Below are 16864 nucleotides of genomic sequence, written 5' to 3' on the forward strand. Positions count from 1 at the left end.
TCAGTGATTCACACACAAAACGTCGCACAACTTCAGTCGCTCATGACCAGCGGCGAAGCGACAAGTCGACAGATCGTTCAAGCCCACCTCGACGCGATCGCTCAGCAAAATGAGCAAGTCGGAGCATTTCTCGAGACATTCGACGAGTCAGCCCTGAAACTGGCCGATCAGATCGATGAGAAGCGTCAGAACGGAGAGTCGCTCGGACCGCTCGCTGGCATTCCTGTCGCGATCAAGGACAACTTGTGCATCCAGGGTGAGATGACTTCCTGCGCGAGCAAAATGCTGTCCGGTTTTCGCTCTCTCTACACATCGACAGCTGTGCAGAAACTCCTCGATGCGGGAGCCATTCCGCTCGGACGAACCAATCTTGATGAATTCGCGATGGGTTCCTCCTGCGAAAACTCAGCGATTCAACTGACCCGAAATCCATGGAACACAGACTACGCCCCGGGAGGATCGAGTGGCGGATCGGCAGCGGCAGTCGCAGCCCGGATGGCCCCCATTGCACTCGGTTCAGACACCGGCGGATCGATTCGGCAACCAGCTTCCTTGTGCGGAATTGTCGGAATGAAGCCGACATATGGCCGCGTCTCACGATACGGTCTCGTTGCGTTTGCCAGCTCACTCGACCAAATCGGCCCGTTCGCTCGGTCAGTCGATGATGCAGCTGCACTGCTGCAAGCAGTTTGGGGACACGACGACCGGGATTCAACGTCAGTGAATGTCGAGTTCCCCTCACTGAGCGCATCGGAATTGTCTCCGATTGAGAAATTGCGAATCGGGATTGTCCCCGAGCACTATGCAGAGGGGCTTGACCCAGAAGTCCAAACCGCGATCAACAACGCGATTCAGACTTACAAAGACCTTGGTGCGGAAATCGTCGAACTCGAGATGAAGCACGCCAAATATGGTGTGGCTGCCTACTACATCATCGCCCCATCAGAAGCGTCGAGCAATTTGTCTCGATACGACGGAGTTCACTACGGGCACCGAGCAGAGAGCTTCGAAAACCTGACCGAAATGTACGAAGCTTCGCGCGGAGAGGGTTTTGGTCCGGAAGTGAAACGTCGAATCATGATTGGAGCCTACGCACTTTCGTCCGGGTACTACGACGCTTACTACCTGAAGGCACTGAAAATCCGACGACTGATTGCTCAGGATTATCAGCAGGCGTTCGAGAAAGCAGACGTCATCCTGTCGCCCACAAGTCCAACCCCTGCTTTCCGGATCGGCGAACTTTCGGACAGTCCGCTTCAGATGTACCTCAACGACATTTACACCATTGGAGCCAACCTGGCTGGCATCCCTGGAATTTCAATTCCGGCTGGCCACACAACCGCGGGCCTTCCGGTCGGAATGCAACTCCTCGCTCCGGCGTACGAGGAAGTCCGGCTGTTGCGGGCGGCGAAAATGTTCGAAACCGCGACCGAGTTCCACCTCGCACAACCTGCCGAAGTGGCGTAAACCACTTTTCAGTAACGCTTTACACTCCACGAACCTGATTTCGGACACCGTGACAGAGATTTTTCCGACGTCGAATTGAACTCAGGAGTCGAACCGACTACTATTTCGGGCTCGAAATTTCACGCGGACATTGGACTTTTTAAGTCGACAAGGCTGTTGCCATGAGCACATTGAAGAAAAACAAACGGGCAAAACTTGCAAAGAAGCACAAGGCTTACGGTGAGAACAAGCCTGCGCTTGGAAATAGTCTGTCACAGCGTGGTAAAGCAAAGTACCTCGGTGGTAACGGACGTAAAACAACCGGAATCACCCGACGTAAGTTCAAAAAGAACCTGCAGCGGATTCGCGTCATCGAAGACGGAAAAGTCGTCCGCCGTCGCGTTCCAGTGAGCCTGATCCGATCCGGAATGGTCGAACGCCCGGTCGTCCGAGAGCCGTTCACCGTTGATCAGGTCGAGGCAGATAAGAAGAAGTAAGCGTACGGCACGCTGATTCGATGGAATCGGCGATAGTTTCAAACATTCGTAAGTCTTCTGTTGTGACAACGAATTGCCTGACAGCGATCATCGAAAGAGGTCGCATGCCGGGGAAGCTCCAACTCCTGCGGCACGCCATCGCTTGAAGTCAATGTGGGGGACTGCTAGTGTGCCCCTTTCTGTGATACGAAATGCTCTGGATCACAGTCTGCGACATGATCGTCGTCAGGCTATCAATGTAAACGCAGTCGTTTTAAGAACGCAGGCGTGAGCCATTCAACGAACGAGGAAATAGGTCATATGTCGAAGTACGTCTACACCTTCGGTGGTGGAAAAGCAGAAGGCGATGCCACACAGAAAAATCTTCTGGGTGGAAAAGGGGCAAACCTGGCGGAAATGAACAAGATCGGACTTCCGGTTCCTGCCGGTTTCACGATCACCACTGAAGTCTGTAACTACTACACAGACAACAACAAGACCTATCCGGCTGGCCTCGAAGACCAACTTTTCGAAGGCCTGAAAAACACCGAAGAAGTGATGGGCGCGAAGTTCGGAGATGCTGAAAATCCTCTCCTACTCTCATGCCGATCCGGTGCTCGCGAATCGATGCCGGGAATGATGGACACCGTCCTCAACATCGGACTCAACGAAGAGACAGTTGCTGCTCTCATCAAGCAGTCCGGCAATGAGCACTTCGCTTGGGACAGCTACCGCCGATTCATTCAGATGTACGGCGACGTCGTGCTGGGATTGAAGCCAGAAAGCAAAAACGATCCCGACCACTTCGAAGACATTCTCGACAAAGCCCGTGAAGCGACCGGAGTTGAGCACGAAAAAGACCTTTCAGTCGATCAGCTCAAGCAGATCGTGGCTGACTTCAAAGCTGTGATCAAAAAGCACGCTGGCATCGAGTTCCCAACTGACCCGATGGAACAACTTCGAGGCTGCATCAGCGCCGTCTTCGGAAGCTGGTCAAACGACCGAGCTGTCGTTTATCGTCGCCAGTACGGAATTCCTCACAGCTGGGGAACCGCGACCAACGTTCAGGCGATGGTCTTCGGAAACCTCGGTGACGATTGTGCGACCGGTGTTGGTCTGACCCGAAACTGCTCCGACGGAACTCCTGGCTTCTGCGGTGACTACCTCATCAACGCACAAGGGGAAGACGTCGTTGCGGGAACACGAACTCCAAAGCGTGTTGAAGAATCGCTCGAAAAAGACGCTCCTGCTGCATACGCCGAGCTGAACGAAATCGGCAAGAAGCTGGAAAATCACTACAAAGACGTCCAGGACATCGAGTTCACGGTTCAAAAAGGCAAAGTCTGGATGCTCCAGACTCGAAACGCCAAACGAACCGGTTTCGCAGCTGTGCGAATCGCTGTCGATCTGGTCAACGAAGGCCTCATCGATGCGAAGACCGCTCTTCAAAAACGTCGAATTCCTGCTGACGATTTGAACCAGTTGCTCCAGCCAATTTTCGATCCAACTGCGAAAGCAGATGCCGAAAAAGAATCGCGACTCCTCGCCAAAGGTATCAACGCCGGTCCAGGTGCTGCTTCCGGGCAGATTGTCTTCCACGCATCCGATGCGGAAGCTCAATACAACGAAGACAACGACAAGCAGTTGATCCTCGTTCGTCGCGAAACAAGCCCTGAAGACCTTCGCGGAATGAAAGTCGCGAAAGGAATTCTGACCGCGTTCGGAGGAGCGTCTTCACACGCTGCTCTCGTCAGTCGTCAGATGGGTAAAACCTGTGTCTGCGGATGTGCAGCTCTGAGCATCGACTACGAAGCCGGAACTGTAACTGTCGGAAACACCGTCCTCAAAGAAGGTGACTGGATTTCTGTCGACGGCTTCACCGGAGAAGTCTTCAACGGCAAAATCGAAACGAGTCCTTCGGAAGTGATGGAAGTCCTGCTTGGCAACAAGAAGGCAGAAGACGCACCAACTTACGGTCGCTACGAGCAGCTCATGAAGTGGGCTGACGAACATCGTACCCTGAACGTCCGAGCCAACGCCGAAGCAGATGATGCTGTCGCCGCTGTTGCTCTCGGAGCAGAAGGCGTTGGACTCTGCCGAACAGAGCACATGTTCTTCGATCACCTCGACGAAATTCGTGAGATGATCTTCGCGACCAAACAGGAAGACCGAGCTAAAGCACTTGCTAAGCTTCTTCCATTCCAGCGTGACGACTTCACTCACCTGTTCAAAACAATGGGTGACCGTCCAGTGACCATTCGTCTTCTGGATCCACCACTGCATGAGTTCCTTTCTGAACACCACATGCACGACGATCCAACCCTTGGACCGAAACTCGCCAAGGAATTTGGTGTCAGCGAAGACGAAGTCAAGCGACGCGTCGAAGAGTTGGCCGAATCAAACCCAATGCTCGGTCACCGCGGATGTCGTCTCGGAATCGTCTATCCAGAGATCACTGCAATGCAGGCACGAGCAATCTTCGAAGCTGCTTGTGCATTGAAGAAAGAAGGCGTGAACTGCCATCCTGAAGTCATGGTTCCGCTCGCCGGATTCAAGACTGAGTTTGACAACCAGGCCAAAGTCATTCGCGACACTGCCACGGAAGTCTTCAAAGAGCAAGGCGTGGAAGTCGACTACATGGTCGGAACCATGATCGAAATCCCACGAGCTGCTTTGACTGCTGATGAGATCGCAGAACAAGCTGAGTTCTTCAGCTTCGGAACCAACGACCTCACGCAGACGACTCTCGGAATGAGCCGCGACGACTACAAAGGCTTCATCGGCTATTATCAGGAAAACGACATTGTCCCTGCCGATCCATTCCAGACAGTGGACCAGACCGGCGTTGGCAAACTGATGAAGATCGGCGTTGAAGGCGGACGCTCCACACGCAAAGATCTGAAGATCGGAATTTGTGGAGAACACGGCGGAGACCCGAAATCGGTCTTCTTCTGCCACGAAATTGGATTGAACTACGTGAGCTGCTCACCACGACGAATCCCAATCGCTCGTTTGGCCGCAGCCCAGGCAGCTCTCGACTCGTAAACGAGCAGGATGCTTGCTGCTGATTTTGACGGATCAAAAGGAAAAGCCTCGTCCCGCAACGGACGAGGCTTTTTTCATTGCATGACACAATTTCAGAAGAAGTCAGCCCCAGTCAGAAGAAGACTCTTCCACTCGAATTCCGCCAACGAAGATCCGTTTCGTCGAGCAATGAGATGCGATCAAGCTGTTTTAGAAGACTGGTCCGGGTGTCCAGGGGCAGAACTCTTCATCTCCAATCCCCTGCTGCTCACTCTTCGTCTGTTCGCCACTGGCGACTGAGATGAGCATTTCGAAGAGCTCTTCTCCCACCTGCTCAACCGTTGCTTCGCCATCGAGAATTCTGCCAGCGTTCAAATCCATGTCGTCCACCATTCGGTGATACATCAACGAGTTGGTTGCCACCTTGATCGTCGGAACCGGTTTGCACCCGAAGCAGCTGCCGCGGCCGGTCGTGAAGACGACAAGATTGGCTCCCCCTGCGACCATGCCCGTAACCGACGGAGGATCGTATCCGGGAGTATCCATGATGACGAACCCTTTCTCACTCACGCGCTCTGCATACTCGTAGACTGCTCGAAGCGGTGAGCTTCCCCCCTTTGCGATGGCTCCGAGTGACTTTTCGAAGATCGTCGTCAGGCCTCCCTTTTTGTTTCCCACGGACGGGTTGTTGTCGATTTGTGCTCCGAATTTCTTGGCGTAGTCCTCCCACCATTGAATCCGTTCGAGCAATTTGTCCGCGATCTCACGCGTGGCTGCCCGGCGCGTTAACAAGTGCTCGCCACCATAAATCTCCGGAACTTCGGCCAAGATTGAAGTTCCTCCGGCAGCCACAAGCAGATCACTGGCAATCCCCACAGCGGGGTTGGCTGTTACTCCGCTGTTTCCATCGCTTCCCCCGCATTCGGTCGCGAGGATCAACTCCGATACGGGAATCGGGACTCGCTCGACCTGATTGACTTCAGGAAGCAGTTCTTTGAGCATGGCAACTCCCCGCTCAACAGTCTTTGCCACTCCTCCCTGATCTTGAATGTTCATCACCAGCGGCTTGCGAGATTCATTCCCTGGAAGATTCAATTCCACGAGATTGTGCTCGTCTGTCAAAAACGAAGCCTGAGCCGTCTCGCATCCCAGCCCGACAATCAGATAAGCACCAATGTTCGGGTGCTCAGCAAATCCAGCAAGTGTTCGTGCGAGGAGCCGATGGTCAGATCCGCCGTATTCGAAGGCGCACCCACCTTTGTGTGAGAGCGCGACCACTCCATCAACATTCGGATACTGTTCGAGAAGCTGTTCGTCGAACGCGTCTGCGATGTAGCGAGCCGAAGTCGCTGAGCAGTTGACGGTGCTGATGATGCCGACGTAATTTCGAGTCGCTGCGCGCCCATCCGGTCGGCGAAATCCCTGGAACGTCCGTTGTTCTTTTGGAGGCGGCAATGTCACTAGCGACGTGCAATACTCGTACGAGTGGCCTAGATGGCCGAGACCGACATTGTGCGTGTGGACATTTTCTCCAGGTTCAATCGCCTGAGTTGCGAAACCAATCGGTTGACCGAACTTGCGAATTGCTTCCCCTTGAGCGATTGCAGAGATCGCCATCTTGTGCCCGAGATCAACTCTCTCACGAGCATTCACGGTCACAGAATTCCCGCTCCAGCTGGCCCCAGGTTTCAGGTGACGGCGTGCGACAACAATGTTGTCCGAAGGATGAAGCAGCAAGAATCCTGTGTCGTCACTCATCTCGAATCTTTCCCAGTTGCAGAAGATCTTCAGCCAGAATTGTAGAGAAGTTTTGCTAAAACGACAGGAGCCCACTGAAAGCAACCTACAAGCTGGCTGCTCATGACTGTCCGTATCGTCAATCAACCTGATACATTTGAAGGACGGTGCAAGTGCTTGAGCACATTGCTCCAACACACACCGGTCACATCGCCCGCTTGAATCCTCCGAAACGCACGCTCAACTGGAGCGAATCAACATGACCTTCCGATCGTGGCTTCAACACGCATTTGCGATGCCGACCGAATCAGCGAAGCCAACCGACCGGCAGTTGCAGATCGTCGAAAAACTCGCTCGCGAAGTGGCTCGTCGAGAACTGACGACTCCAGCGATTGCGTTTCTGGAGATGTCGCGTCCCTTAAACTATCTCGGTTCGCAAGCACTGCATTTTTTCCAACCGATCGCCACCGCTGTACTGAATCCTCAAGACTACTCAGAGTTCGCCGAATTTCTCGGCCGCCGAGATTCGATTGACTGGATGATTGAAAAAGTCAATGAAAGTGAAGCGGACTTCGCGAAAGCAGCCACTCAGAAAACGCCCACCCCAAATCGAGAATTGAATGACAACGCCTTCACCGAATGACGATTCCCAATCTCCCAGAGTCACAGTCGTCGTCATCGCTGCCTTGTCTCTCGAAACGGCGCCGCTGCTCAGTCGACTCGATGTCAGAAAGTCGGTGACTGGCAATGGCTATAAGTTTCGAAACTGCTTCGTCGACTCCACGCGAGTCATCGTAGTCGAAGGTGGTGCTGGTCGAGAGCGTGCGCGTGGAGCTGCAAACGCGGCAATCGACGCTTTCTCTCCAGACTGGGTCTTGTCCATCGGCCTCTCCGGAGGACTCAGGGAATCAATGAAGACCGGGCATATCGTCGTCGCAAACGAAGTTGTGGACAGCAACGGCCCGCAGGAAATTCAAATCCCGATCGAAATGCAGGATTCTCCCGCTGAAGGTTTGCATGTGGGGCGCGTCTGTACTGTGGATCGAATTGTCCGCACGATCGAACAAAAGAAGCAGCTCCGCAGTGCAACGGAAGCAATCGCGGTCGATATGGAATCGCTCGCGGTCGCCAGTACCTGTCGCGAACGTCACGTTCCATTCATGGTGATTCGATCAATCAGCGATTCACTCGAGGCCGACCTTCCTTCTGAAGTGCTCGCGATCTTCGGCAACAAGGGAACCATTCGAGCAGGCGCGCTCGTCGGGAGCCTCTTCAAGCGTCCTGAATGTGTGAAAGATCTCTGGAAAATTCGCGAACAAGCGACAGCTGCAGCCAAGTCTCTCGCAACATTCTTGCTGGGAGTCTTCCCTCAACTCAACAGATCCGAACAGCCAGATCAGACGACATCGTAGCCACCTCAACGGGCTTGCGAGTTTCCATCTCCGAGGGACATGACGTACGATGTAACCGCGCGGAAACTCACTGGCAGAACGTTGATGTTCGACTTGCAAAGACCTACACAAACGTCGCTGCAAGCTGAGAACCATGCGTGTTCAGGTGAAGACTGGGAAACCATGAAAATGGTCTTGGAGAGAGTTATGACTCGTAAGTGGGTGCCGTCACCGGTCTTCGTTTTCCTGTTCGTCAGCGCGCTACTCTCCATCTTCCCAACCACGGCACACTCTGCAGACATCAACGAGTGCCGCAAGTTGTTCATCACCGGACAACTCGAAGAATGCCTCAAGGAAACGCAGGCAGCGATTGAAGACGGAGTCTACGGCGAGTCCTGGCATATTCTGAAAGCGGAGACGCAGTTCGATCTCGGCCGCTATCAAGATTCGCTTGCGACAATCGATCAAGCTCTGGAGCGTTACAGTTGGAGTATCCGACTCCGAACAGCTGCAATTAAAGCTTGCCAATTCACCGGTCAGACTGAACGCATCGAGCTGCTGTACGAAGAAATCGGGCAGCTCGTCCAGTCATCTCCCTGGCGCTACACCGATGCCGAAAATCTGATCACACTCGGGCAATTCATTCTCGATCGAGGTGCGGACGCCAAACAAGTGCAGGAAACATTCTTCGCACGTGCCCGTCGCAACAATCCTCTCCACCGATCTCCGATTCTCGCGCTCGGTGAATTGGCTCTCGACAAACGCGACTTTCAACTCGCTGCAGAAATCTTTCAGGGGGCACTCGAAAATCACGCTGACGATCCAGATATTCATTTCGGAGTCGCAAGAGCCTTCCGTGAATCAGACTCAGAAATCTCCTCAGCTGCGCTCCAGCAGACGTTGGAACTCAATCCCCAACATGTCGGAGCACATCTCATGCAAGTCGACAGCCTGATTGATCGCGAACAATACGACGAAGCCGATCAGGTGATTGACGAGATCCTCAAAGTCAATCCGTCACACCCGGAAGCACTCGCATTTCGATCGGCGATTTTCCGACTTCAAGGCTTGGACGAAAAGGCCAACGAAGCCCACGAGTTAGCACTCAGACATTACGAAACAAACCCGCTCGTCGAACACGTCATCGGACGGGAGCTGTCACAGAAGTACCGGTTCGAAGAAGGCTCTAAACGACAACAACAAGCCATCGAGTTTGATGAGACCTATCAGCCAGCTAAGAAGCAGCTCGTTCAGGATTTCATGCGACTGGGGCGGGAAGAAGAAGGTTGGCGACTCGCGGAGGAGCTTCATGAGAACGATCCCTATGACATCGCGATGTACAACTTGGTCACTCTTCGTGACGAGCTCGAGAACTTCACGACGATCAGCGAGAACGATTTCTTCATCCGCATGGAACCAGTCGAAGCAGAGATCTACGGTCGACGCGTTCTCAATTTGCTGACTCAGGCAAGAAGAGAACTGACCGAGAAATATCAGATCGAACTTCCAGAAACGATCCTCGTCGAAATCTTCCCCAAGCCAGCGGACTTCGAAGTACGCACCTTTGGAATGCCAGGCATCCCAGGCTTTCTGGGAGTCTGTTTCGGCGATGTGATCACAGCGAACAGCCCCGCATCGCAAGCACAGAACCCGGTAAATCTAGAATCCGTCCTTTGGCACGAATTCGCTCACGTCATCACGCTCAACAAGACTAACAACCGCATGCCTCGCTGGCTCAGCGAAGGGCTTTCCGTCTACGAAGAGCGGATGAAAGACCCGAGTTGGGGCGAGCAGATGAACGCGACCTATCGCAAAATGATTCTGGAAGGCAGTCTCTCATCTATTCGAAACATGAGTGACTTGTTCCTCACGCCAGAGTCACCAGTCCACGTTCAGTTTGCATACTTCCAAAGCTCGCTGGTCGTGGAATTCTTGATCGACCGGTACGGCTTCGATGCGATCCTTGCCATCTTGGACGACCTGGGCATCGGTATGAACATCAATGAAGCCATTGAACGACACACTGCCCCAATTGCTGAAATCGATGAAGCATTCGAAGAGCACGCACTCAAGTTGGCAAACGACTTTGGCGGAGAAGTCGACTGGTCAGAACCCGAGCTGGCTGAAGTCATCTCGAGTCCTCTCGGACCAACGGCGGTGATTGCGTGGGTGGAAGCAAACCCGACCAACTACCTTGGACTCAAGCAATGTGCGTCGATCCTTATCGAAGCGGATGAACGGTCCGCTGCAGCGGAGATTCTGGAAAGAGCAGTTGAGCTGTTCCCTTATGAAACCGGTCCTGAGAGTCCGTCGATGCAGCTTGCAGAGATCTACCGATCTCAAGACTTGATCGAGAAGGAATCGAACATCCTCAACGAGATCGTAGATCGCGATCCGGATGCCGTGAGTCCACTCTTGAGGTTGATGGACCTGTCCGAAGAGAACGAAGACTGGGACAAGCTCGCCGAGTTCTCGACTCGACTACTCGCCATTAAACCGCTCATTCCCCAACCACACGCAGGGCTGGCATTGGCCGGAGAAAGATTGAATCGGCCCGACGAAGCAGCGAGCAGCCTTGAAGCACTTCTGCAGATGAATCCCGCAGATCCCGCCGGGATTTACTACAGAGCCGCCGCCCAATACCAAAAACTCGGAGACAAGCCACGAGCCATTCGCAGCTCACTTCAGGCTCTTGAAGAAGCACCACGCTATCTTGACGCTCTTAAATTGTTCGTCGAACTTCAGACATCAGAAGTTGCCACTGAGGCCGAATCAGAACCGGAATCGAGACCTCCTGGTGACTCCGGTTTCTGAGATTTGTGTTCACACGAGAGTCATCTCGATAAGCACACGACTCCGGGTAGACCGACAAAGAGCTTGAGGAGAAAACTTCAAACTCTCGCCTGAAGATACCTCCCCAATTGTTCCGATCGATTTGAGCATTTTCTGCTTTGGTTTCCCCCACTCGCACGAGCGAACTCAGTTTTTTACCGTATGAAAAAGTACAAGCGAGTGAACTCAAAAGAGCAACTTGCTCTAAAACTCGCCGACAGGTTGACCATCGTTTCGCTGTCCCAGCTTCCGCCAGGTATTGCGGTCGATGTTTTCTGAAATCGATCGCACTGAGCCATCTGTCAACAAGCTGTTGACGATTGAAATGTGCCAACTACGAGATGTGACAGCTGCATATGTTGGTCCGCTGCAGCTCTTGTCTTCGCGGCAGGACGTGTAGTCACCTTCATCAGAGCGATCCCCGCCTGGAACAATAACGTTTGCGTTCGGTGGAAGAGTGACGGTGAAACCGGTCTGATGCACGCGTCCGTCGACCCATTCCGTATGACCGCTGTTCGGCTTGTTGCTGCCTCCACTACTGATCAATCCAGACACAGCATCGGATGTTTCAGGAACTGTCGCTGTCCCGGTTCCGCCGTCTCGGTTGTAGGCTGTGAATGCTTTCACCTCTGAGAAACAAAGTGTGTTGCTGGTTCCATCAACAAAGTCGCGAGGCTTGAAGCTGGTGTTTGGAGCGAACGCACCGTCCCCGGGTCGGCGAGATCCATTCACCCACACTCGCCATGTCCCGCCATTGAATCCATAGCTCAGCGGGTAGTGCTCGGCGACACCGTTTGAGTCTGCACGAGTTCGATCGTTCACTTCACTCGGACAGAGGAACGACGCCACTCGCATTGTCGGAATCTCGGCGTTGATCGGATCATCGTAAGCAAGAGACAAGTTCGCGATGTTGTAAATCGCAGCCTGCTCGAGGTACGGAAGAATTCTCGCCTGTGCAGACCACTCTCCACCCGCGGTGGGGTTGTCTCCGGCAGACGAAATATCCGAGACGAACGACGGAGGAAATCCGTTGTTGACATCAAGGTAGTTGTGCAAAGCAAGTCCGATCTGCTTGAGGTTGTTCTTGCACTGCGTTCGTCGGGCTGCCTCTCGAGCTTGTTGGACAGCCGGAAGCAACAAGGCGATCAGAATCGCGATGATCGCGATAACAACCAACAGCTCAATCAGCGTGAAACCACGACGTCGGGAAATCATTGACATTCTTCAAAGCCTGCAATTTTCAGTGATCGTGACGAACTGAACCCGACACGCGTCGAATTCAGAAGCCAACACACGAACATTATTGACACTGAGTCTCAATTGCAGGTAATGTAGTGAGCATTGAGTGGAAGCTCAATGCAGCCTCCCGAAATTCTGAAAGATAGAAAAAGTCCTGATTCCATGAATTCGTCACCGAATGACTCGGCCCGCCCGGAAAACGATCATCGAGACGACCCACCGAGAGGTGACTACGAATCGAGCGAACTCTTTGCCGGTCGTGAAGAGATTACGATCAAGCACAATGGGCAAACTTACCGACTCCGCCAAACGAAAACCGGCAAACTCATTCTCAACAAGTAGCCGTCCCCGAGTCACAGACCTCCCACGGTATTGCTTCGCAGTCCGAATCTGGATCATCGGGGACTGTGAGCGAATCACAAAAGAGTGCTCTCTTCTGCCGCCGCACGTTGACGCGATTTCGCCCTCGTGAATTCAAAAAGTCCGTCGCATCCATGCTGTTCCGATGCGATTTGCGATGCTGAATGCTCTACAATCATCGCTCGAAGTACAGACGCTTAACGGACAGCTCCATGAAAGTCACCATCGCCCAGATCAATCCGATCGTCGGGGATATCACCGGAAACTCTGAGAAGATTCGACAAGCTGCGCAATTGGCAAAACGCCAGGGCGCCCAACTTCTGGTCACTCCGGAACTCGCCATTTGCGGCTATCCGCCGAAAGACCTGTTGATGCGAGGCGGGTTTGTGGATGCCTGTGACACCTCAGTGAAGCAGTTGGCCGATGAGACGTCCGGAGAGTTCGGAATTCTGGTAGGCCACCCGACTCGACCGGCCAACCACTCTGGACGGCCCTACAACGCCGCAACATTGCTCGCCGATGGAGGTGTCAAACAGACGGTCCACAAGTCGCTTCTTCCGAACTACGACGTCTTCGACGAAGAGAGATATTTCTCGCCGGGAACCAATCCTGCACCAATGACCTTCTTAGGCAAGAGGCTGGGAGTCCACATTTGTGAAGACGCCTGGTACGGCGAGCCAGATACCTTCTATCACCTCCCCCCTCTTGAACGCGAAGACCCGGTTCGTCTTCTGGCAGATCAGGGAGTGGATCTGTTTTTCAACCTGTCTGCGAGCCCGTTCGAAGTCGACAAGTTTTCTCGCCGCTGCCGAATTATTCGTCAGCACGTTTCGACTCACCAACGACCCGTCATCTTCGCAAATCAGGTTGGCGGCAATGACGATCTCGTCTTCGACGGCAGAAGTTTCGTTCTCGACTCGAACGGAAACCTCGCTTCAATTCTGAACGGGTTTCAGGAACAAATAGTAACCGTCGATCTCAACAACCTCGACACGGCAGATCCCGTCACTGACTCACGCGAAAAACAGTTGTTCGAAGCCCTTACTTTGGGACTGGGCGACTACGCGAAGAAGTCCGGCTTCACGGACTGCGTTCTGGGGTTGTCCGGAGGCATCGACAGTGCCGTCGCCGCAGCGATTGCCGCTGAAGCCCTCGGTGGAGAGCACGTTCACGCTCTGCTCATGCCCAGTCGATTCAGCAGCGATCACAGCCTTTCGGATGCCTGGGAACTCGCGCGGAATTACAAACTCGACGCTCAAGAAATTCCCATTGACGCGATTCATAAAGCCTACGAATCAACGGTCGTTGTCGGTGATGACCTCTCCTCTGCGCCGCTGGGTCTCGCTGATCAAAACCTGCAGGCACGGATTCGGGGAGCAATGGTCATGACCCGCAGCAACACACACGGCTGGCTCCCGATTGCGACAGGCAACAAGAGCGAACTCGCAGTCGGCTATTGTACGCTGTACGGGGACATGTGCGGAGGTTTCGCAGCTCTCTGCGATGTGTACAAACAGGACGTTTACGGCATCGCTCGCTACATCAACGAAGCCGCCGGGAAGGAACTGATCCCCTCGAACATCATCGACAAAGCCCCCAGTGCAGAACTTGCCCCTGACCAGTTCGACCAGGACTCACTTCCCCCATACCCCGTCCTCGATGCCATCCTGTACGGATTGATCGAGCAGAACCGCAACCCGGCCGAAATGGTCGGCGAGTTCCCGGAAGAAACAGTTCGGTGGGTCGTTCAGAAACTGGACCGAAACGAGTTCAAACGCTGGCAAATCCCACCGGGTGTGAAAGTCACTCAAACTGCGTTCGGAACTGGCCGCAGAATGCCAATGGCAGCCCGCGGATTCACCGGGATGAAGTAATGCACTTCAAGGAGCGACTTCTGCTTAAGCACAATCAGCAACTTGCCCCGCGATCACATTCGCGGAGACAGCTGCTGAAAAGCACTCGAGGCTGACTCACTGTGTGAATCGGTTGCCACTTGCACGCCGCCTCAGACCGATCGTGGAATCTGAACAGCATCAAGAATCCGTTCGCACGCTTCCGACTTGTTGAGTACGTAGAAGTGAATTCCTCGTACTCCTTCATCAACCAGCTGCTGACACTGCTTGATGGCATATTCCACACCGATCGCTCGCTGAGCTTCGGCGTCGTCTTGCACAGCTTCGAGTTGACCAGCCAACTCATCCGGGATGATCGCTCCACACATTGCGGTGATGCGTTTGATGCGGGCAAACTCGGTGATCGGCATAATTCCAGCCACAACCGGAATCGACACCGATCTTCGTTCCAGTTCATCACGAAACCGAAAGAAGTTCTCGTTGTGGTAGAAAAGCTGAGTGAAAATTGCGTCCGCCCCAGCATCGACCTTGCGGACCAAATTGTCGAGATCTAACTCCATCGATGATGCTTCCGGATGTTTTTCCGGGTAGCCGGCCACTCCGATGCCAACTTCGGGGAACCGTGATCGAATCAGCTCGACAAGTTCGTTGGCATATTTCAGACCACCGCTGACTGCCTCGAACGAATCGCTTCCAGCAGGAGCGTCACCGCGCAAAGCCATGAAGTTTTGCACCCCACGGCGATCAGCAGCATCGAGCCATTCATTAAGCTGGTCGATGGTCGATCCAACGCAGGTGAAATGCGCCGTTGCCGGGATCTGAAAGTCCCGCTGGATCATCTCACACAGCTCAAGAGTTCGATCCTGGGTACTGCCGCCTGCACCGTAAGTGCAGGAAATAAAGTCGGGTGATCGAGCAGTGAGTCGCTGCAAGCTCTCCATGAGCGCAACATCACCAGCTTCAGATTTCGGCGGGAAAATCTCGAACGAGATTCCAAATGGAGATTTCTCGTAAACGTCTTTGATCCGCATCAGACACCTTGAGTTTTGTTCTGCTCGTCCAGGACAAGCTGCTCACTTTTATGCACGCTTCCAAGCACTCTCGATTCACGAAATTTCAGATGTGCTGGAACGAGTTCGTGGAGATCGTTCGATCGATCCTATCAAACTCTTTGCAAGCTATCTTAGTTTCCGTTTTCGCCCACTCCAGAGTCAAATCGATTTTGCTTGACAATCCCGATGATTCGTGGGAGTGATTGCCATCTTACCGGGACTTCATCACTGCCAAACTGCTTAATCGATACAACCGTGCAAGCTGAACCGGCTGTCGGCGGCCGCTGAAGTTAGGATTTGGAGAAGATCCGACAGATCATACGGGACTCACTTCGTCCACGTACTCGTAGAAGACATTCCGTTGACGCGGGATGTATCCAGCATCTGAGATGCACCGCTTGATTGAATCGAGCGAGAGGTGAAACACCGTCCCCGCCTGAGCAACGACGTTCTCCTCGATCATCAAGCTTCCCATGTCATTAGCTCCGAAGTACAGAGCCAACTGTCCGATTTTCTCACCCTGAGTCACCCAGGATGATTGAATGTTGGGAATGTTGTCGAGATACAACCGAGCCACAGCTTGAGTCTTCAAGTACTCGAAGGCTCCTGCTTCGGGAACGAGAGACATGTCCACTCCACCTTTTCGCGGACCACCAAACCACGGGGCGGTTTCCGGAGCTTGATGAGTCCAGCAAATGAAGGCTGTGAATCCACCGGTCTCGTCCTGCAGTTGTCGCAGCCGTTCGAGATGTTCGATCCTCTCTGCCAGAGTTTCGACATGTCCGAACATCATCGTGCAGGTGCTCTTACCGCCGATCTCATGCCAGACTCGATTGACCTCCAGCCAACCGTCTGACAGAACTTTGCCACGCGTGATCTGCTTGCGAACGCGATCGACGAGAATCTCGCCACCCCCGCCCGGCAAACTTCCAAGCCCGGCTTCCTTAAGCCGCTCGAGGACGGTTTTCAGCGGCAGCTTGCTCATCTTGTGAAAGTGCCACAACTCCGGAGGACTGAACCCGTGGACGTTGATCGCCGGGAATCTCTTTCGCATTCCTCGCAGTAAGTCTTCATACCATTCCAATGGCAACTCAGGATGCAGCCCGCCCTGCAGAAGAATCTGATCTCCTCCAAGATCGAGAGTTTCCTGCATCTTCTGATCGAGAACCTCTTCGGACAGCACATACGCTTCAGAATGTCCGACTGGTCGATAGAAAGCACAGAAATCACAGACCGCAGCACACACGTTGGAATAGTTGATGTTTCGATCGATGTTGAACGTTCGAAACGGCTCTGGATGAAGCCGACGTGTCACCTCGTCCGCAGCAACTCCCAGTGCTGTCAAATCAGTTGTTTTGAGCAGCTCAAGACCATCTTCAGGAGTCAGCCGTTCCCCTGCCACGGATTTGGCAAGGATCTCATCAATTCTTGTTCCCAGTGCGGCAACCATTTCA

General features: G+C 53.5%; 12 protein-coding genes. 8 read left to right on the forward strand and 4 right to left on the reverse strand.

The window, feature by feature from the left end:
• The first annotated feature begins 3 nt into the window (after positions 1-3).
• From gatA to ppdK, 3 genes are all read left to right on the forward strand, one after another.
• The gene (gatA, locus tag AB1L42_RS13095) at positions 4-1467 is read left to right on the forward strand and encodes an Asp-tRNA(Asn)/Glu-tRNA(Gln) amidotransferase subunit GatA (protein WP_367056019.1); all 1464 of its coding nucleotides are present in this window, start codon (positions 4-6) and stop codon (positions 1465-1467) included.
• A 161-nt stretch (positions 1468-1628) separates the two neighbouring features.
• Complete coding sequence (locus tag AB1L42_RS13100) at positions 1629-1943, forward strand: 50S ribosomal protein L28 (protein ID WP_367056022.1); 315 nt, start codon at positions 1629-1631, stop codon at positions 1941-1943.
• A 300-nt stretch (positions 1944-2243) separates the two neighbouring features.
• Positions 2244-4967 (forward strand): pyruvate, phosphate dikinase, encoded by a 2724-nt coding sequence (gene ppdK, locus AB1L42_RS13105; RefSeq protein WP_367056025.1) that lies wholly within the window; start codon positions 2244-2246, stop codon positions 4965-4967.
• 189 nt (positions 4968-5156) lie between these two features.
• Here the strand turns inward: ppdK and AB1L42_RS13110 are convergent, their stop codons facing one another.
• Positions 5157-6704: an altronate dehydratase family protein gene (locus AB1L42_RS13110; RefSeq protein WP_367056028.1), complete on the reverse strand. Its 1548-nt coding sequence runs from the start codon at positions 6702-6704 to the stop codon at positions 5157-5159.
• 238 nt (positions 6705-6942) lie between these two features.
• Between AB1L42_RS13110 and AB1L42_RS13115 the strand changes: the two genes are divergently transcribed.
• The 3 genes from AB1L42_RS13115 (at position 6943) to AB1L42_RS13125 (ending at position 10888) form a co-directional block, all read left to right on the forward strand.
• Positions 6943-7326 carry a hypothetical protein gene (locus AB1L42_RS13115; protein ID WP_367056031.1) on the forward strand — a complete coding sequence of 128 codons (384 nt, stop codon included), beginning with the start codon at positions 6943-6945 and terminating at the stop codon, positions 7324-7326.
• Complete coding sequence (locus tag AB1L42_RS13120) at positions 7304-8095, forward strand: 5'-methylthioadenosine nucleosidase (RefSeq protein WP_367056034.1); 792 nt, start codon at positions 7304-7306, stop codon at positions 8093-8095. The genes AB1L42_RS13115 and AB1L42_RS13120 overlap by 23 nt, the downstream gene beginning before the upstream one ends.
• 186 nt (positions 8096-8281) lie before the next feature.
• Complete coding sequence (locus tag AB1L42_RS13125) at positions 8282-10888, forward strand: tetratricopeptide repeat protein (RefSeq protein WP_367056037.1); 2607 nt, start codon at positions 8282-8284, stop codon at positions 10886-10888.
• Positions 10889-11110: 222 nt separating this feature from the next.
• Here the strand turns inward: AB1L42_RS13125 and AB1L42_RS13130 are convergent, their stop codons facing one another.
• Positions 11111-12121 (reverse strand): DUF1559 domain-containing protein, encoded by a 1011-nt coding sequence (locus tag AB1L42_RS13130; protein WP_367056040.1) that lies wholly within the window; start codon positions 12119-12121, stop codon positions 11111-11113.
• A 186-nt stretch (positions 12122-12307) separates the two neighbouring features.
• On the opposite strand from AB1L42_RS13130, the gene AB1L42_RS13135 reads away from it, so the two are divergent.
• A complete protein-coding gene (locus AB1L42_RS13135) occupies positions 12308-12487 on the forward strand; it encodes a hemin uptake protein HemP (protein ID WP_367056043.1) in 180 nt (59 codons plus the stop codon).
• A 230-nt stretch (positions 12488-12717) separates the two neighbouring features.
• Positions 12718-14379, forward strand: coding sequence for an NAD+ synthase (locus AB1L42_RS13140; protein ID WP_367056046.1), 1662 nt, complete (start codon positions 12718-12720; stop codon positions 14377-14379).
• Between the two features lie 131 nt (positions 14380-14510).
• Here the strand turns inward: AB1L42_RS13140 and metF are convergent, their stop codons facing one another.
• Positions 14511-15389, reverse strand: a complete 879-nt coding sequence (metF, locus tag AB1L42_RS13145) for a methylenetetrahydrofolate reductase [NAD(P)H] (protein WP_367056049.1) — start codon at positions 15387-15389, stop codon at positions 14511-14513.
• A 337-nt stretch (positions 15390-15726) separates the two neighbouring features.
• Positions 15727-16860 (reverse strand): cyclic dehypoxanthinyl futalosine synthase, encoded by a 1134-nt coding sequence (mqnC, locus tag AB1L42_RS13150; protein ID WP_367056052.1) that lies wholly within the window; start codon positions 16858-16860, stop codon positions 15727-15729.
• Between the last annotated feature and the right edge of the window lie 4 nt (positions 16861-16864).

Source organism: Thalassoglobus sp. JC818, assembly GCF_040717535.1.
GTDB lineage: Bacteria > Planctomycetota > Planctomycetia > Planctomycetales > Planctomycetaceae > Thalassoglobus.